Source organism: Methylobacterium tarhaniae, assembly GCF_001043955.1.
GTDB lineage: Bacteria > Pseudomonadota > Alphaproteobacteria > Rhizobiales > Beijerinckiaceae > Methylobacterium > Methylobacterium tarhaniae.
The window spans coordinates 19,831-37,871 of the sequence record NZ_LABZ01000255.1; the positions used below are offsets into that span (position 1 = coordinate 19,831).

Consider the following 18,041-nt stretch of genomic DNA (forward strand, 5'->3'; position numbering starts at 1 on the left):
GAGGGTGGGAAGGGCAGTGGGCTCGGTTGCCTGACGCGCCGAGCCCACGCCAAACCGATTAGGCCACCGCCTTCTGCGCACCGGTCTGCACGTGGAAGTCCGGCCCGTTGCCGGTCTTCGCCACGTAGCCGGCCCGGATCACGAAGTCGCCGAAGCGCTCGCCCTTGGTCCGGTCCTTGGCATAGGCGGCGAAGAGCGGGTCGAGCTTCGGACGGATGTCGGCGGCCGTCACGTCCTCGGCGTAGAGCTTGCTCAGCCGCGAGCCGTCGAAGGCGGCGCCGAGATAGAGGTTGTAGCGCTCGGGGCCGCGGCCGACGAGGCCGATCTCGGCGATGAACGGCCGGGCGCAGCCGTTGGGGCAGCCGGTCATCCGGATGGTGATGTCGTCCTCGGCGAGGCCGTGGCAGGCCAGGCTCTCCTCGAGCTCGTCGATCAGGCTCGGCAGGTAGCGCTCGCTCTCGGCCAGAGCCAGGCCGCAAGTCGGCAGCGCCACGCAGGCGAGGCTGTTGCGGCGCAAAGCCCCCGCGCCGGTGGTGAGGCCGTATTCCTGCACCAGCGCGTCGATCTCCGCCTTCTTGTCCGCCGGAACGTTGGCGATGATGACGTTCTGGTTGCCGGTGAGGCGGAAATCGCCCTGGTGCACCTCGGCGATGCGGCGCAGGCCCGCCAGGAATTGCGGCCCGCCCTCGACGTCCTTGATCCGGCCGGACGGCACGTAGAGCGTCAGGTGGTGCTTGCCGTCGTCGCCCTCGACCCAGCCGTAGCGGTCGCCGTTGCCCGTGAAGGTGAAGGGCTTCGGATCCTGGAAGGCGCGGCCGACCCGCTTCTCGACCTCGGCCCGGAAGGCCTTCAGGCCGTAGCGCTCGATCGTGTACTTCAGGCGGGCGTTCTTGCGGACGTTGCGGTTGCCCCAGTCGCGCTGGACGGTCATCACCGCCTCGGCGACCTTGAGCGCGTATTCGGGCTCGGCGAACAGCATCACGTCGGCGGTGCGCGGGAAGGTGTCGGTCTCGCCGTGGGTCATGCCCATGCCGCCGCCGACGGTGACGTTCCAGCCCGTCACCTTGCCCTTCTTGTCGAGGATCGCGATGAAGCCGAGGTCGTGGGCGTAGACGTCGACCTCGTTGGAGGGCGGCACCGCCACGATGGTCTTGAACTTCCGCGGCAGGTAGGTCTTGCCGTAGACCGGCTCGACCTCGGCCGCGTCCTCGCCGCCGACCACGCGCTCGCCGTCGAGCCAGATCTCGCGCCAGGCATTGGTCTTCGGCAGCAGGCTGTCGGAGATGTCCTTGGCGAGCTTGTAGGCGGCCTCGTGGGCGCCCTTCTGGGCCGGGTTCGTCGCCGCCATCACGTTGCGGTTGACGTCGCCGCAGGCCGCGATCGTGTCGAGCAGAGCCGAATCGATCGCCGCCATCGTGCGCTTCAGGTTCGACTTGATAACGCCGTGATACTGGAAGGTCTGGCGCGTCGTCGCGCGCAGGGTCCCGTTGGCGTAGGTGCGGGCGATCTCGTCGAGGATCAGCCACTGCTTCGGCGTCACGACGCCGCCGGCGATGCGCAGGCGGATCATGAAGGAATAGGCCTTGTCGAGCTTCTTCTTGGTGCGCTCGGCGCGCAGGTCGCGGTCGTCCTGCAGGTACATCCCGTGGAACTTCACGAGCTGCCCGTCATCGTCCGAGATCGCACCCGTCGCGTTCTTCAGGAGCCCTTCGGCGAGCGTGCCGCGCAGGTAGCCGCTGGCGATCTTGATGTGCTCGTTGGCCGAGAGCTTGGCGGCTCGCGCCGCTTCCGCATCGGTGATCGGACGCTCGGTCGGCGGCGTCTCGTAAACGCGCTCGGCGGTGGAGGAGTCGGCGGTCTTGTGGTCGGCCATGGGGGTGGTGTCCGTTCGGGCGCCGGGTCCGGCGCATCATCTACCAGCGTCCCAGGCGCCTGACAGCACCGAATGAGACGCGGGAACCCCTCTTCCGAGCGGGAGAGGGGTCAGGGTGAGGGTGCTACGGCTCCGAGTCGAACTCAAACCGCGCCGTCGTGCGGGCGCGACGGCCGAGAGCATGATCCCTCCCCCCTCTGCGGGGGAGGGTGGCGAGCGGAGCGAGCGCAGCGGGACGAAGTCCCGCCGAGAGGGGCAGCGCGACGCTCGTACAGAGGGCGCCCTTCATCAAAGTCGCGACCTTTCCGGAAGCGTGGTTCCCCTCTCCCACCCCGCATCCGCGGGGCACCCTCCCCCGCAGAGGGGGGAGGGTTCATGCCCAGGCTCCTTTCCCACTCGGGAAAGGGAAAGCGGTGCGAATATCTTAGTACACGTCCTGCTGGTAGCGGTGGCTGCGCTCCAGGCCGGCCACCGCCGCCTCGGCGGCTGCCGCGTCCAGGCCCTTCACGTCGGCGAAGGCCTTCACGAGCGACGCCCGCACGTCCTTGGCCATCGCCTTGGCGTCGCCGCAGACGTAGAAATGGGCGCCGCCATCGAGCCAGGACACCAGCTCGCGCCGCTGCTCCCAGATCCGGTCCTGGACGTAGATTTTTTCCGGCTGGTCGCGGGAGAAGGCGACGTCGATGCGGGCCAGCGAGCCGTCCTCCAGGGCCTCCTGCCATTCGAGCTGGTACAGGAAGTCGTGGGTGAAGTGACGGTCGCCGAAGAAGAGCCAGTTGCGGCCCGGCGCCTCGGTGGCGCGGCGCTCCTGCACGAAGGCGCGGAACGGCGCCACGCCGGTGCCGGGGCCGACCATGACGATGTCGGTGGCCGGATCCTTGGGCAGGCGGAAGTGCTTGTTCGGCTTCACCCGCACCTTCAGCTTGGCGCCGTTGCGGATCCGGTCCGCCACGTGGACCGAGGCGACGCCCGTCCGCGCGCGGTCGTGGGTGGTGTAGCGCACCGCCGCGATGGTGAGGTGGGCCTCGTCGCCGACCTCGGCCCGCGAGGAGGCGATCGAGTAGGCCCGCGGCGGCAGCGGCCGGGTGATGTCGGCGAGATGTTGCGCCGAGAGCTTCGCCGGGTAGGTCTCGATCAGGTCGATGAGGTGCCGGCCCTCGATCCAGGCGCGGACCTCGTTCGACTCGATCAGGCGGCGGGCCTCCTCGTGGCCGGTGGCCTTGACGAAGCGCTCGACGGTCGCGGCCGACAGGGTGGTGATGTCGCGCTCGGCGAGCAAAGCCTGGCGCAGGACCGAGTCGCCTTCCAGGCCGGCGGCCTTCAGGATCTGGTCGACCAGGGCCGGGTCGTTCTCGGGGTAGAGCTCCAGGGAATCGCCGGGCTCGTAAGCAGGGGCACCGTCCTCGAAGGCGAGCGCGAGGTGGATCGTCTCCTTGTCGGAGCGCGACGAGTTGAGGTTGACGTGCTCGATCACCTCGACGGTGACCGGCTCGCGGCTGACCTCGACCTCCTCGTCGGCGCCGGCGCCGCGGGCGAAATCCACCGCCACGACGTTGCCGGCGGCGGCCTCGGCCGGAGCGAGCGCCTTGAGGGCGTCCTTGATCCAGGCGGCGGCCGGCTTGTCGAAGTCGAGGTCGCAATCGACCCGCGGCAGCACGCGCTTGGCGCCCAGCTCCTCGAAGCGGGCATCGAGGCGCTTTCCGATGGCGCAGAATTCGGCATAGGAGGTGTCGCCCAGCGCCAGCACGCCGAACTCGACCCCGTCGAGGCGGGGCGCACCCTCGCCCATGATCTCGCCATAGGCGCGCACGGCCCGGGCCGGCGGCTCGCCCTCGCCCCAGGTGGCGGCGATGACGACCAGGCGCTTCTCTTTCCCCAGGGCGGCGACGTCGAGGTCGGCGAAGTCGACGACCTTCGGCTTGAAGCCGTTCTTGCGGGCGAGCTTGGACACGTCGCCGGCCAGCTTCTCCGAGTTGCCCGACTCGCTGGCGAACACGATCGTCAGCGGCTCGGCGGCGCGAGGCGGGGCGGCCGGGGCAGGGGCCTCAACGGCGGCGACGGCACCTCCGGCGGCGTCGAGGCCGGCGAGGAAGCCGGCCAGCCACGCGCGCTGCAAGGCGGTGGTGGAGCCGAGGGCGGCATCGAGATGGGCCCGTTCGGCGTCGCCGAAGGGAGCCGTGCGGGGGAGAAGCGCGGGGCGAGACATGCCCGCACAGATGTGCCCGCGCCGCGCCGGAGTCAACCGAAATGTTCTTTTTGAAGAACGCGCCCGCGGGAGATCATCGTTATCGCCCGCAGGACGACTGAGAGAAAATTATTTCCCGTTGGCCGCGACGGGCTGGACGAAGGGCGCCGTCGGGAGCGGCAAGGCCGTGGTGCTCTTCACCTTCTCCATGGCGAAGCGCGACGTGACGTTCTTCAGCGGCAGCACCGCGATCAGGCGCTTGTAGAAGGCGTCGTAGGCCTGCATGTCGGCCACCACGACGCGGAGCATGTAATCCACGTCGCCGGCCATGCGGTAGAATTCCAGCACCTCGGGCATGGCCGAGACGGTGGCGGCGAAGCGCTCCAGCCACTCGCGCGAGTGGTCGCTGGTCTCGATCGAGACGAAAACTGTTAACCCCAGGCCTAATTTCACGGGATCGAGCACCGCCACCCGGCGGTCGATGACCCCGTCGGCCTCGAGGCGCTGGATGCGCTTCCAGCAGGGAGTCTGCGACAGGCCGACGCGCTCCCCGATCTGGGCGATCGACAGCGTCGCGTCGTTCTGGAGCAGGGCGAGGATCTTCAGGTCGATGGCATCCACTGCGCGGCTCCGGTTTGGGAGAAGATTCTTTCAAGGATGACCCTCGGTCAGGGAACGGTTTTCCGACCGGGGCATTCGCCAGGGCTCGTATCACCGGCGATTTCCGGACGCGCGGTCGCGAAAAACACCGGATCGCATCCCAGCCATGCCTTGACAGTGTTCGGTATAGCGAACAGTTACCCGGTCACACAAGCAGCCAATCCCGGGCTCTCCATGACCCTTCCCCTCGACCGCGCGGCGCAAAACGCCCTTGCGGAGGATCTGGCCTCGCGCCTGCGTCCCCTCGCCCTACCGGCGCGCCTCGCGTTGATCGACGCGACGGTCGACGGCCGCCTGGTCTTCACCACGAGCTTCGGCCTCGAGGACCAGGCGCTCACCCACGCGCTCCGCATGGCGAAGTCGCGCGCCGAGATCGTCACCCTCGATACCGGCCGGCTCTTCCCCGAGACCTACGACACCTGGGCCGAGACCGAAGCCGCCTACGGCTTTCGCATCCGCGCCTACGCGCCGGAGCGCGAGGCCGAGGAAAACTTCGTCGCGGAATCCGGCATCAACGGCTTCCGCCATTCGGTCGCGGCGCGGCAGGCCTGCTGCGGCTTCCGCAAGGTCGAGCCGCTCGGCCGGGCGCTCGCCGGCGCCGCCGGCTGGCTCACGGGCCTGCGCGCCGGCCAATCGGCCAACCGCGCCGAGACGCCGCTCGCCGAGGCCGACCATGCCCGCGGCCTCATCAAGCTCAACCCGATCGCCGACTGGACCCGCGAGGCGCTCGCCGAGCTGATCCACCAGAACTACGTGCCCTACAACGTGCTGCACGATCGCGGCTTCCCGTCGATCGGCTGCGCGCCCTGTACCCGCGCCGTGAAGGTCGGCGAGCCCGAGCGGGCCGGCCGCTGGTGGTGGGAGCAGGCGGGCAAGCAGGAATGCGGCCTGCACGTCGCGGGCGCCCCGGGCAGCGAGATCCGTCCCGGGCAGGAGCCGCGCCCCTTCGAGCCGGCCTCCTCGTCCGGCACATCTTCCAAGGCATCCGCTTCCAAGACATCCACTTCCAAGACATCCAACCCGGAGCTGGCCGCATGAGCGCCGCCCTCAAGATCCGCACCGACGGGCTCGACCGCCTGACCCACCTCCAGCGCCTGGAGGCCGAGAGCATCCACATCATGCGGGAGACGGTCGCCGAGACCGAGAACCCGGTGATGCTGTACTCGATCGGCAAGGATTCCTCGGTGCTGCTGCACCTGGCCCTGAAGGCCTTCGCGCCGGGCCGGTTGCCGTTCCCGCTGCTTCACGTCGACACGACCTGGAAGTTCCGCGAGATGATCGCGTTTCGCGATCGGCGCGCCAAGGAGCTCGGCTTGGATCTCCTGGTCCACACCAACCCGGACGGGCTCGCCCGCGGCATCGGGCCGGTGAGCCACGGCTCCGAGGTCCATACCGACGTGATGAAGACCCAGGCCCTGCGCCAAGCCCTCGACAAGCACAAGTTCGACGCGGCCTTCGGTGGGGCGCGCCGCGACGAGGAGGCCTCCCGGGCCAAGGAGCGCATCGTCTCGTTGCGCACCGCGCAGCACCGCTGGGATCCGAAGCGCCAGCGCGCGGAGCCCTGGCACCTCTACAACATGAAGAAGCAGCGCGGTGAGTCGTTGCGCGTCTTCCCGCTGTCGAACTGGACCGAGCTCGATATCTGGCTCTACATCGAGCAGGAGAACATCCCGATCGTGCCGCTCTATTACGCGGCCGAGCGCCCGGTGGTGCAGCGCGACGGGCAGCTGATCATGGTGGACGACGAGCGCCTGCCGCTCCAGCCCGGCGAGACGCCGGAGATGCGCCTGGTGCGGTTCCGGACGCTCGGCTGCTACCCGCTGACCGGGGCGGTGGAGAGCGACGCCGCGACCCTGCCGGAGATCATCGGCGAGACGCTGGCGGCCCGCACCTCCGAGCGGCAGGGCCGGGTGATCGACAAGGACGGCGCCGGCGCCATGGAGCGCAAGAAGCAGGAAGGCTACTTCTGATGACCGTGCATCAATCCACCCGCGCCTTCGGCTACGAGGCGTTCCTCGCCGCCCACCAGCGGAAGGAAGTGCTGCGGTTCATCACCTGCGGCTCGGTCGATGACGGCAAGTCGACCCTGATCGGGCGCCTGCTGCACGACACCAAGCAGATCTTCGACGACCAGGTCAGCGCGCTCGAGCGCGATTCGCGCCGCCACGGCACCCGGGGCGGTGAGATCGACCTGGCGCTCCTCGTCGACGGCCTCCAGGCCGAGCGCGAGCAGGGCATCACCATCGACGTCGCCTACCGGTTCTTCTCGACCGAGCGGCGCTCGTTCATCGTCGCCGACACTCCCGGCCACGTCCAGTACACCCGCAACATGGCGACCGGCGCCTCGACCGCCGAGGTCGCGGTGCTGCTGGTCGATGCGCGCAAGGGCCTGAGCCCGCAGACAAGGCGCCATGCGCTCCTGGTCTCGATACTCGGCATCCGCCGCGTCGTGCTGGCGGTCAACAAGATGGACCTGATCGGCTGGTCGCAGGACCGGTTCGAGGCGATCGTCGCCGAGTTCCAGGCCTTCGCGAAGGACCTGCGCTTCGCCGACGTCGCCGGCATCCCGCTCTCGGCGGCGAACGGCGACAACGTCGTGCTGCCCGGCGCCGCCGCGCCCTGGTATACCGGCGTGCCGCTGCTGCAGTACCTCGAAGAGGTGCCGGCCCATGTCGAGGAGGAGGTCGCTCCCTTCCGCATGGCGGTGCAGTGGGTCAACCGGCCGAATTCCGACTTCCGCGGCTTCTCCGGCCTGATCGCCTCAGGAAGCGTCGCGGTCGGCGACAAGGTGGTGGTGGCGCCCGCCGGCACCCCGTCGACGATCGCCCGGATCTACACCTATGACGGCGACTTGCCCCGGGCCATCGCCGGCCAGTCAGTGACCCTGGTGCTCGCCGACGAGGTCGATGCCTCGCGCGGCAGCGTGATCACGGCGGCGGCGCAACCGCCGATCGTCAGCGACCGGCTCGAGGTCCGGCTGTTCTGGGCCAACGAGGCCGAGCTGACCCCCGGCGCCACCTACCTCGCCAAGGTCGGCACGGTGACGGCCAATGCCGTGGTCGAGGCCGTGCGCGCGCGCATCGACACCGAGACCGGGCAGGGGGTGCCGGCCGCGTCCTTGAGCGCCAACGACATCGGCGACGTCACCCTGACCCTCGACCGCAAGGTCGCGGTCGACGCCTACCGGCAGAACCGCGATACCGGCAGCCTGATCCTGATCGACCGGGCGACCACCGACACGGCGGCCCTCGGGCTCGTCCAGGCTCTGCCGGTCGCGCCGCAGGGCGGCGCGAAGACCGAAGCTCCGAAGACCGAAGCGGCTCCGGCCGGCGGCGGCCTGCTCGGCTCCCTGAAGCGGCTGTTCCGCGGCTCGTCCCTGGCGCTCGCCGCCGGGGCCTCGCTCCTGGCGCTGGCGGGGGCGCCCGCCCCGGTGGAGGCGCAGACGCTGCTCAACGTCTCCTACGACCCGACCCGGGAGCTGTACCGGGCGATCGACGCGGCCTTCGCCAAGGAGTGGAAGGCCAAGACCGGCGAGACCGTGACGGTGCGCGCCTCGCATGGCGGCTCCGGCGCCCAGGCCCGCTCGGTCATCGACGGGCTGCCGGCGGATGTGGTGACGCTGGCGCTCGCCAGCGACATCGACGCCATCGCCGCCCGCTCGAAGAAGCTGCCGGCCGACTGGCAGAAGCGCTTAGCCCATAATTCGACGCCCTACACCTCGACCATCGTGTTCCTGGTCCGCAAGGGCAACCCGAAGGCGATCAAGGACTGGGACGACCTGGTGAAGCCGGGGATCCAGGTCATCACCCCCAATCCGAAAACCTCGGGCGGGGCGCGCTGGAACTATCTGGCGGCCTATGCCTACGCGCTGTCGAAGAACGGCAACGACGACGCTAAGGCGAAGGACTTCGTCACCGCCCTGTTCAAGAACGTGCCGGTGCTCGACACCGGGGCGCGCGGCGCCACCACCACCTTCGTGCAGCGGGGCCTCGGCGACGTGCTGATCGCCTGGGAGAACGAGGCGTTCCTGGCCGACGAGGAATTCGGCAAGGGCAAGTTCGACATCGTCGTGCCCTCGCTGTCGATCCTGGCCGAGCCGCCGGTGGCGCTGATCGACGCCAATGTCGACCAGAAGGGGACCCGCCGCCAAGCCGAGGCCTACCTGCAATTCCTCTATACGCCTGAGGCGCAAGCCATCATCGCCAAGAACTTCTACCGCCCGCGCGACGAATCGGCGGCTTCCAAGGAGGATCTGGCCCGCTTCCCCAAGCTGAAGCTCGTCACCATCGACGACACCTTCGGCGGCTGGCCCAAGGCGCAGAAGACCCACTTCGACGATGGCGGCGTGTTCGACGCCATCCTGAAGTCCCGCCAATGAGCAACGCCGCGGCCCTGCCCGCGGGGCGGGGAGCGGCCCGCTTCCGGCGACCGAGCGCGCTTCCCGGCTTTCGCCTGACCTTCGGGATCACGCTCACCTACCTGACCCTGCTCGTCCTGCTGCCGCTGGCGGTGCTGCTCCTGCGCGCCGCCAGCGTCGGCCCGGCCGGCCTGTGGGCGCTCGTCACCGATTCCCGCAACCTCGCGGCGCTCAAGACCTCGTTCGGCCTGTCGCTGGCCGCCGCGGCGATCGACGCGGTGTTCGGGCTCCTCATCGCCTGGGTGCTGACCCGCTACCGCTTCCCCGGCCGGCGGATCATCGACGCTCTGGTGGACCTGCCCTTCGCGCTGCCGACGGCGGTCGCCGGCATCGCCCTCGCCAGCCTCTACGCGCCGAACGGCTGGCTCGGCGAGCCCTTGATGGCCCTCGGCATCAAGGTCGCCTACACGCCGCTCGGCATCCTGGTGGCGCTGGTCTTCGTCGGCCTGCCGTTCTGCGTGCGCACGGTGCAGCCGCTGGTGGCCGAGATCGACAAGTCGAGCGAGGAGGCCGCGGCGATCCTCGGCGCCTCGCGCTTCCGGGCCCTCGTCACGGTGATCCTGCCGCCGCTGATTCCCGCGATGCTCACCGGGTTCGCCCTCGCCTTCGCCCGGGCGGTCGGGGAATACGGCTCGGTGATCTTCGTTGCCGGCAACCTGCCTTACGTCTCGGAGATCGCCCCGCTCTTGATCGTGATCAAGCTCGAAGAGTTCAACTATGCGGGCGCCACGGCCATCGCCGCCGTGATGCTGCTGATGTCCTTCACCGCGCTCCTCGCCATCAACCTCTTGCAGGATTTCAGCCGCCGCAGGTTCGGTCATGTCTGAGACCACCGTTCCCTCCATTCGCCCCGAGCCGCGCGGCCTGCACGCGGCTTTGACCGAGCCGCGCCCGGTCCGCATCGGGCTCACGCTCCTGGCCGTCGCCTTCCTGGGGCTGTTCCTGCTGCTGCCGCTGGCCGTGGTGTTCGTCGAGGCGCTGAGCAAGGGCTTAAGCTCCTACCTCGCCACCTTCGCCGAGCCCGATGCGCTCGCGGCGATCCGCCTGACGCTCCTCGTCGCGGTGATCGCGGTGCCGCTCAACGTCGTGTTCGGCCTGTGCGCCTCCTGGGCCATCGCCAAGTTCGATTTCCGCGGCCGTAACCTGCTCATCACCCTCATCGACCTGCCGTTCTCGGTCTCGCCGGTGGTCGCCGGCCTGATCTACGTGCTGATCTTCGGGGCGCAGGGGCTGTTCGGGCCGTTCCTGCAGCGCCACGGGATCGAGATCATCTTCGCGGTGCCGGGCATCGTGCTCGCCACGGTGTTCGTCACCTTCCCGTTCGTGGCCCGCGAGCTGATCCCGCTGATGCAGGACCAGGGCACCACCGACGAGGAGGCCGCGTTGACCCTCGGGGCGAGCCCGTGGCGGGTCTTCCGCACCGTGACGCTCCCCAACGTGCGCTGGGCGCTGCTCTACGGCGTGCTGCTCTGCAACGCCCGGGCGATGGGCGAGTTCGGGGCCGTCTCGGTCGTGTCGGGCCGCATCCGGGGATTGACCAACACCATGCCGCTCCACGTCGAGATTCTGTACAACGAGTATAATTACGTGGCGGCGTTCGGGATCGCCTCGCTTCTGGCGCTCCTCGCGCTCGTCACCCTGGCGGGTAAATCTTTCCTGGAATGGCGCCACGCCGATGCGCTGGCCGGACGCGGAGCCCACTGAGATGACGGCAGGATTCGCTCCCACCGCCCTGTCCCTGCGCCGCGAGGCGCCCGCCCGCCCGGTCGAGGCGGCCTCCGCCGAGCGCCTGCGCCAGGCCGGCACCTCCGTGCGGGTCGACGGCATCGTCAAGCGCTACGGCGGCCCCGGACCGGCGGCGCTCGAAGGCGTCAGCCTGGCGATCGAGCCGGGCGAGTTGCTGGCGCTCCTCGGCCCCTCGGGCTCCGGCAAGACCACGCTGCTGCGCGTGATCGCCGGCCTCGAGATCCCGGATGGCGGCAAGGTGTTCTTCGGCTCCCAGGACACCACTGATCTGCCGGTGCAACGCCGCGGCGTCGGCTTCGTGTTCCAGCACTACGCCCTGTTCCGCCACCTGACGGTGTTCGAGAACATCGCCTACGGCCTGCGCTCGCGCCCCCGGGCCCACCGCCCGAAGGAAGACGAGATCCGTCGCCGGGTCGAGCGCCTGCTGGAGCTGGTGCAGTTGCCCGACCTCGCCAAGCGCTATCCGGGCCAGCTCTCCGGCGGCCAGCGCCAGCGGGTGGCGCTCGCCCGGGCACTCGCGGTTGAGCCCTCGGTGCTGCTCCTCGACGAGCCGTTCGGCGCGCTCGACGCCCAGGTGCGCAAGGACCTGCGCCGCTGGCTGCGGGAGATCCACCGCGAGACCGGCCAGACGACGATCTTCGTCACCCACGACCAGGACGAGGCGCTGGAACTCGCCGACCGGATCGCGATCCTCAACAAGGGCCGCATCGAGCAGGTCGGCGCCCCCCACGAGGTGCAGGACCATCCGGCCTCGCGCTTCGTGATGTCCTTCGTCGGCGAGACCGCGCGCCTGACGGCGGAGGTCGCGGGCGGCGAGGTCCGCGTCGCCGGCCGGCCGGTCATCGCGGCGGAGCCGGGCTGGCCGCAAGGTGCGGTCGATCTCTGCCTGCGGCCCTGGGACCTCACGGTGGGGCAGGGCCCCGGCACGCTGCCCGGCACCGTGCGCGAATGGCGCCGCACCGGACGGGGCACCGTCGCGGAGATCCTGCTCGACGGCGCCGAGGCCCCGGTCGAGGTCAAGGTGACCGACGTCTACGAGCCGGGGGATCGGGTGGCGCTGGCTGTGGGCGCGGCGCGGGTGTTCCCGCGCAACTGAGCGCGGCATCCGGGCTCGCTCGACGCCCGCTCCATCCTCCGCGTCATCCCGGGGCCGCGCAGCGGCCCCGGGATGACATGGAGGGGTCCAAGACTGCCGGAATCCGGCCGGTGGCCCGCTCTCCACTTCGGGGCCAAGCAGACTTGCGTTAGCATGGCAACGCCTCATCTGCATATAATCTTGTCGTATTGCAGATTTTTGTTGCAAACCCTGCAACCACTTTAGCGAAGTCCGTTCACCGCCGCACCCGCCGGCTTTTTGCCTCCTCGGCGAACGCATCCTCCTGCGCCCGTAGCCGCTCGACGAACACCGTGGCCGCCCGGGCGATGTGCTGGCGCGACAGCCGGTCGGCGGTCTCGGCGTCGCCCGCCGCGATGGCCTCGAGGATCGCCGCGTGCTCGTCCCAGATGCGGGCCGGCATCGTCTCGTCCTCGCGCAGGACCTCGCCCATGATCCGCCGCAGGTGGTTGAAATGCGGCGCCGCAGTCTCGACGATGATCGGGTTCTCGGCGATCTCGCCGAGGAAGCGGTGGAAGGCGATGTCGGCGGCGATCAGCTCCGCCACGGAACCCGTCTGCGCCGCCGCGCGGCCCGCCGCCACCAGGGGAGGGCCCTCGCGGCCGGCACGGGCGGGATTGCGCTCGGCGGCGAGCCGGCTCGTCAGGCCTTCGAGCACGCCGCGCACCTCGTAGAGGTTCTGCACGAACGAGGCTTCCAGCGGCGCCACCACCAGCCCGCGCCGCGGCGCATCGCGCACGATGCCGTGGTTGCGCAGGAGCAGCAGCGCCTGCTGCACCGGCTGGCGCGAGACGCCGTAGGCATCGGCGAGTTCGTCCTGGATCAGCCGTGTATTCGGCGGCAGCCGCCCCTCGGTGATCTCGCTGAAGATCGCACCGTAGACCTGCTCGACGAGCCGGTGGCGCGTCAGGCTGCGGGCATCGGTCTCGCCGGCCATGGCCGGACCCCCCTTCACGCAAAAACTCGTCTCCGACGTGTTGCGCAAACTGGAGGCTTGTGCAATACCGAATTCGAAATTCGAATTCTGAATTCAATAAATGCCGCGGCGGGATGCTCCCGGAGTGACGGCATCGGGATTCGGTCGAGGGAGAAACGCCATGAACCACCCCCGCGTGCCCCAGCCCCGCATGACGGGGCTTCACCGGCGGCACCTGCTGGCCTCCGGCCTCGGTGCCGCCGCCGCGCTCGCCGCCGGCTTTCCGCGACCGGCCCTGGCGCAAGGCCAGAAGCTCACCTTCAAGCTCGGCACCGACCTGCCGGTGCCGCATCCGTTGAACGTGCGCCTCAAGGAGGCGATCGCGGCGATCGGCAAGGAGACCAACGGCGCGGTCGAGATCAGCCTGTTCCCGTCGAACCAGCTGGGCAGCGACTCGGACATGCTGTCCCAGATCCGCTCGGGCGCCCTCGAACTCGCGACCTTTCCCGGCACCGTGGTCTCGACCCTGGTGCCGGCGACCTCGCTCACCGGCATCGGCTTCGCCTTCACGAGCTACGACAAGGTCTGGGCCGCGATGGACGGCGAGGTCGGCGGCTATATCCGCAAGTCGATCGAGAAGGCCAACCTCGTCCCGTTCGAGACGACCTGGGACAACGGCTTCCGGCAGATCACCACCAGCACCAAGCCGATCCGGACGCCCGACGACCTCAAGAACTTCAAGATCCGCGTGCCGGTGGTGCCGCTCTGGGTCTCGATGTTCTCGGCACTCGGTGCCGCGCCGGTCAGCATCCCGTTGAGCGAGGCCTATTCGGCGCTCCAGACCAAGATCGCCGACGGGCAGGAGAACCCGCTGGCGCTCATCAACTTCGCCAAGTTCTACGAGGTGCAGAAATACTGCTCGCTCACCAACCATGCCTGGGACGGGTTCTGGATGATGGCGAGCGGCCGCGTCTGGAAGGGCGTGCCGGCCGACGTGCGGGCGATCATGGAGAAGCACCTCAACGCGGCGGCGTTGAAGGAGCGCGACGACATCGCCCAGGCCAACCGCGACACCCAGAAGGAATTGGAGGGGAGGGGGCTCGTGTTCAACACCACCGACCCGGCCGCCTTCCAGTCCGCGCTCAAGGCGACGAAGTTCTACGGCCAGTGGCGCGAGAAATTCGGGCCCGAGGCCTGGGCGCTGGTGCAGAAATATGCCGGGGATATCGGCTGAGGATTCGGACCGGCTGTTATTGTCTCCGACCGACCTGACACTCACGGCGTCATTCCGGGGCCGCGAAGGCGGAGCCCGGAATCGAGGACAGGTGGTGGTCCAGGAAAAGGCCGACAGCCTGCAGCTCACTCTCCTCCACCTGAGTGTCTGGATTCCGGGTCCCGCTTTCGCGGCCCCGGAATGACGATGGAGGGAGACCCGCCGTCGGCGTGACCTGACAGTCGTGGTCACACGAGCCCGAACAGAACGAGGAAGCGAGGACGACCACGATGAGGGATGTGCTCACGCCCGGGCAGATGCTCGCCGTCCAGGCGCGCCTGCAACCCGACCGGATCGGCGCGCGCGACCTCGAGCGCGAGATGACGTTCCGGCAATGGAACGCCCGCGCCTGCCGCCTAGGCAACGGCCTGCTCGGCCTCGGCCTCAAGAAGGGCGACCGGGTGGCGGTGCTGGCCTACAATTGCGTCGAGTGGCTGGAGCTTTACCCGGCCATGGCGAAGGCCGGCCTCGTCGCGGTGCCGATCAACTTCCGGCTCGTCGGTCCCGAGGTGCGCTACATCCTGGAGGATGCCGAGGTCTCGGCCCTGATCCTCCAGGACGAGCTCGCCGGCACGATCGAGGAGATCCGGGCCGACCTGCCGGTGGCGGAATCCCGCGTGGTGTGGTTCGGGGCGACACCCTGCCCGGCGGGCTTCTCCGCCTACGAGGACCTGATCGCCAAGGCACGCGAGGACGAGCCCGGCATCGCGGTCGACCCGGCCGATCCGTGGATGCTGATGTATACCTCGGGCACCACCGGCAAGCCGAAGGGCGCGATCCGCTCGCATCGCGGCGCCGCCATGCTGTCGATGATCACCGAGATCGAACTCGGCATCCACCGGCGCGATTCGGCTCTGCTGGTCATGCCGCTGTGCCACGCCAACTCGCTCTACTTCTTCGGCGCGTTCAGCTATTGCGGCGGCGTCACCAGCGTGTATTCGCGCAAGAGCTTCGATCCGGAGCATTGCGTGCGGGCCTTGGCCGAGGGCGGGGCGAGCTTCACCTCCCTGGTGCCGACCCACTACGCGATGATGCTGGGCTTGAGCCGGGAGGCGACGGCGCGCTACGACCTCACCCGCATCACCCGCCTGATGATCTCCTCGGCCCCGGCCCGGCCCGACACCAAGCGGGCGGTGATGGAGTTCTTCCCGAATTCCGGGCTCTACGAACTCTACGGCGCCACCGAGGTCGGCTGGGCGACGATGCTGCACCCGCCGGAGCAATTCACCAAGCTCGGCTCGGTCGGCCGCGAATGCGTCGGCTCGGCGCCGATCAAGCTGATCGACGAGGCCGGCAACGAGGTGCCGGACGGCGAGGCCGGCGAATTGTACTGCTCCAATCCCTACCTGTTCGACGGCTACTGGAAGCTGCCGGAGAAGACGAAAGAGGCCTTCCGCGGCGAGTACTGCACCGTCGGCGACATGGCCCGGCGCGACGCCGACGGGTTCATCCACCTCGTCGACCGCAAGAGCAACATGATCATCTCCGGCGGCGAGAACATCTATCCCTCCGAGGTCGAGGCCCTGCTCGGCAGCCATCCGGCGGTGCACGACGTCGCGGTGGTCGGCCTGCCGGACGAGACCTGGGGCGAGCGCGTCCACGCGGTGATCGTCCTGCGCGACGGCGCCTCGGCCAGCGAGGCCGAGATCCTCGGCTGGTGCAAGGATCGCCTCGCCGGCTTCAAGCGCCCGCGCACGGTCTCGTTCATGGAGGACCAGGCGATGCCCCGCACGGCGACGGGGAAGAACCTGCACCGGAAGCTGAAGGAACGGCTGGTGCAGGGGGAGGGGTAGGGGCGGCCATACCTGCGCCGCTCGACGGATCGGTCGCGGGTCTCTCCTCTCCCCGCCCGCGGGGAGAGGAGAAGGGCGCCCTATCTTGGTGCGGGCAGCGGATCGGGGCTTCGTGATCTGCGACGATGACGAACTCACCCGGAATGGATTCCGAGGCGAGCACGGCGCACCGATGGCGCGAACAACGACATAACGAGAGGGAGAAAACCCATGAGCCAGCAGGCCACCGTCCAGGACCTCAACGCCGACGCGCAATCCTGCGCCGCCTGGATCGCCCAGTTCCTGAAGGCGCGGGGCGTCGATCGGGTGTTCGGCCTCCAGGGCGGCCATATCCAGCCGATCTGGGATCATTGCGCCCGCCTCGGCATCCGCATCGTCGACGTGCGCGACGAGGGGGCGGCCGTCCACATGGCCCACGCCCACGCGGAACTCACCGGGGAACTCGGGGTCTGCATGGCGACCGCCGGACCCGGCGTCACCAACTGCGTCACCGGCATCGCCAACGCCTCGCTCGCCCGCGTCCCGGTGCTGCTGATCGGCGGCTGCACCTCGCGGCCGCAGGCCAATCTCGGGCCGCTCCAGGACATCCCGCACGTCGACATCCTGCGCCCGGTCACCCGCCAGTCGCGCACCGCCCGGGTCGCCGACCAGGTGATCCGCGAGCTCGACGAGGCTCTGGCCCGCGCCATGGGGGATCTCGGCGAACCGGGCCCGGTCTACATCGAGATCCCGACCGACGTGCTGCGCGCCCACGTGCCGCCGCAGCTGGTGCTCGACGACTGGATGGCGCCGAAGGCACCCCGCCGCCTGCCGCCCGATCCGGCCGGCATCGCGAAGGCCGTCGACGTGCTGTGGAGCGCCAAGCGTCCGCTGGTGGTGAGCGGGCGCGGCGCCAAGCAAGCCGGCCCGGAGCTGGTCCGCCTCCTCGATGCCCTGGGCGCGGTCTATCTCGACACCCAGGAGAGCCGCGGCCTGGTGCCGGCCGACCACCCGGCGACGGTGGGCGCCATGCGGGCCGCCGCGATGACCGAGGCCGACGTGGTCCTGGTGATCGGCCGCAAGCTCGACTACCAGCTCGGCTACGGCTCGCCGGCGGTGTTCCCCAATGCCCGCTTCGTCCGCATCGCCGACAATGCGGGCGAGCTCGTCGACAACCGCCGCGGCGAGCCGGAGCTGCTCGCGACCCCGAGCCTCGCGCTGGCGGCGATCGTCGACGCCGCCGGGAACCGGTCGCCCGCCCTCGACCGGGCCTGGGCGGAAGGCCTGCGGGCGCGCCACGTCAAGCGTTCGACCGGCGGAAGCGTGCCGCAGACCGGCGAGGACGGCCGCGTCCATCCGGCGGCGATCTTCGAGGCGATCCGGCAGGTCGCGGCGCCGGACTACATCGCGGTGGCGGATGGCGGCGACCTCCTCAGCTTCGCCCGGGTCGGCCTCGAGGCGCGGACCTATCTCGATGCGGGCGCCTTCGGCTGCCTCGGCATCGGCGTGCCCTATGCCACCGCCGCCTCGCTCGCCCATCCCGACCGGCAGGTGATCTGCGTCACCGGCGACGGCGCCTTCGGCATCAACGCGATGGAGATCGACACCGCGGTCCGCCACGGGGCGAAGCCCGTCATCATCGTGTCGAACAACGCCGCCTGGAACATCGAGCGCTACGACCAGGAGTTCAATTACGGCGGCCGGGTCGTCGGCACGCTGCTGGCCGATTCCGACTATGCCGCGATGGCCCGGGCGCTCGGCGCCCATGGCGAGCGGGTCGAGCGGCCGGAGGACTTAGCCCCGGCGATCGAGCGGGCGCTCGCCAACGCCCCGGCGCTGATCGACGTCACCACCTCGCAGGTCGCGGTGTCGTCGGACGCGCGCAAGGGCCTCGGCTTCGTGCCCGATTACCAGCCCCTCACCGCCTGGGACGATGCCGAAAGGCGGCGCCGCGGCGAGACCGTGTGAGGCGCCGCGGCCTGCAGGCTCACCGCCCCGGCCCGCGATCCTGCGGCGGGCGGTAGGCCTCGGGGGGCAGGTCGCGCGACAGGGTCTCGCCGGCGCCGCGGCCCGGGGCGGTGAGCC

General features: G+C 69.7%; 13 protein-coding genes and 1 pseudogene. 10 read left to right on the top strand and 4 right to left on the bottom strand.

Annotated elements, in window-relative coordinates:
• Nucleotides 1–58 precede the first annotated feature (58 nt).
• The 3 genes from VQ03_RS27650 to VQ03_RS27660 form a co-directional block, all read right to left on the bottom strand.
• Nucleotides 59–1,873: an NADPH-dependent assimilatory sulfite reductase hemoprotein subunit gene (locus VQ03_RS27650; protein ID WP_048454132.1), complete on the bottom strand. Its 1,815-nt coding sequence runs from the start codon at nt 1,871–1,873 to the stop codon at nt 59–61.
• Between the two features lie 424 nt (nt 1,874–2,297).
• Nucleotides 2,298–4,079, bottom strand: a complete 1,782-nt coding sequence (locus VQ03_RS27655) for a diflavin oxidoreductase (RefSeq protein WP_048454133.1) — start codon at nt 4,077–4,079, stop codon at nt 2,298–2,300.
• A gap of 108 nt (nt 4,080–4,187) precedes the next feature.
• Nucleotides 4,188–4,679, bottom strand: coding sequence for an Lrp/AsnC family transcriptional regulator (locus tag VQ03_RS27660; RefSeq protein ID WP_048454134.1), 492 nt, complete (start codon nt 4,677–4,679; stop codon nt 4,188–4,190).
• A gap of 213 nt (nt 4,680–4,892) precedes the next feature.
• Here VQ03_RS27660 and VQ03_RS27665 point away from each other — a divergent pair, with 213 nt between their 5' ends.
• From VQ03_RS27665 to VQ03_RS27690, 7 genes and pseudogenes are all read left to right on the top strand, one after another.
• Nucleotides 4,893–5,756, top strand: a complete 864-nt coding sequence (locus tag VQ03_RS27665; RefSeq protein WP_048454135.1) for a phosphoadenylyl-sulfate reductase — start codon at nt 4,893–4,895, stop codon at nt 5,754–5,756.
• Entirely contained in the window at nt 5,753–6,688 is a 936-nt protein-coding gene (cysD, locus tag VQ03_RS27670) for a sulfate adenylyltransferase subunit CysD (protein WP_048454136.1), read from the top strand. Before VQ03_RS27665 ends, cysD begins: the two co-directional genes overlap by 4 nt.
• A pseudogene (cysN, locus tag VQ03_RS34820) lies at nt 6,688–8,088 on the top strand (sulfate adenylyltransferase subunit CysN); the annotation flags it as partial. The gene cysD and the pseudogene cysN, both read left to right, overlap by 1 nt.
• A 60-nt stretch (nt 8,089–8,148) precedes the next feature.
• On the top strand, nt 8,149–9,096 hold the full coding sequence (locus VQ03_RS34825) for a sulfate ABC transporter substrate-binding protein (RefSeq protein ID WP_342586482.1): 948 nt from the start codon (nt 8,149–8,151) through the stop codon (nt 9,094–9,096).
• A complete protein-coding gene (gene cysT / locus VQ03_RS27680; RefSeq protein ID WP_048454138.1) occupies nt 9,093–9,962 on the top strand; it encodes a sulfate ABC transporter permease subunit CysT in 870 nt (289 codons plus the stop codon). Before VQ03_RS34825 ends, cysT begins: the two co-directional genes overlap by 4 nt.
• Complete coding sequence (gene cysW, locus VQ03_RS27685; RefSeq protein WP_048454139.1) at nt 9,955–10,839, top strand: sulfate ABC transporter permease subunit CysW; 885 nt, start codon at nt 9,955–9,957, stop codon at nt 10,837–10,839. Before cysT ends, cysW begins: the two co-directional genes overlap by 8 nt.
• A 1-nt stretch (nt 10,840) precedes the next feature.
• On the top strand, nt 10,841–11,977 hold the full coding sequence (locus VQ03_RS27690; RefSeq protein WP_048454140.1) for a sulfate/molybdate ABC transporter ATP-binding protein: 1,137 nt from the start codon (nt 10,841–10,843) through the stop codon (nt 11,975–11,977).
• A 235-nt stretch (nt 11,978–12,212) separates the two neighbouring features.
• Here the strand turns inward: VQ03_RS27690 and VQ03_RS27695 are convergent, their stop codons facing one another.
• The gene (locus VQ03_RS27695; protein ID WP_342586481.1) at nt 12,213–12,950 is read right to left on the bottom strand and encodes a GntR family transcriptional regulator; all 738 of its coding nucleotides are present in this window, start codon (nt 12,948–12,950) and stop codon (nt 12,213–12,215) included.
• Between the two features lie 172 nt (nt 12,951–13,122).
• Here VQ03_RS27695 and VQ03_RS27700 point away from each other — a divergent pair, with 172 nt between their 5' ends.
• From VQ03_RS27700 to VQ03_RS27710, 3 genes are all read left to right on the top strand, one after another.
• The gene (locus VQ03_RS27700; protein WP_048454148.1) at nt 13,123–14,145 is read left to right on the top strand and encodes a TRAP transporter substrate-binding protein; all 1,023 of its coding nucleotides are present in this window, start codon (nt 13,123–13,125) and stop codon (nt 14,143–14,145) included.
• Between the two features lie 269 nt (nt 14,146–14,414).
• On the top strand, nt 14,415–15,977 hold the full coding sequence (locus VQ03_RS27705) for a class I adenylate-forming enzyme family protein (protein ID WP_048454142.1): 1,563 nt from the start codon (nt 14,415–14,417) through the stop codon (nt 15,975–15,977).
• A gap of 210 nt (nt 15,978–16,187) precedes the next feature.
• Nucleotides 16,188–17,924: a thiamine pyrophosphate-binding protein gene (locus tag VQ03_RS27710; RefSeq protein ID WP_048454143.1), complete on the top strand. Its 1,737-nt coding sequence runs from the start codon at nt 16,188–16,190 to the stop codon at nt 17,922–17,924.
• The last annotated feature ends 117 nt before the right edge of the window (nt 17,925–18,041 follow it).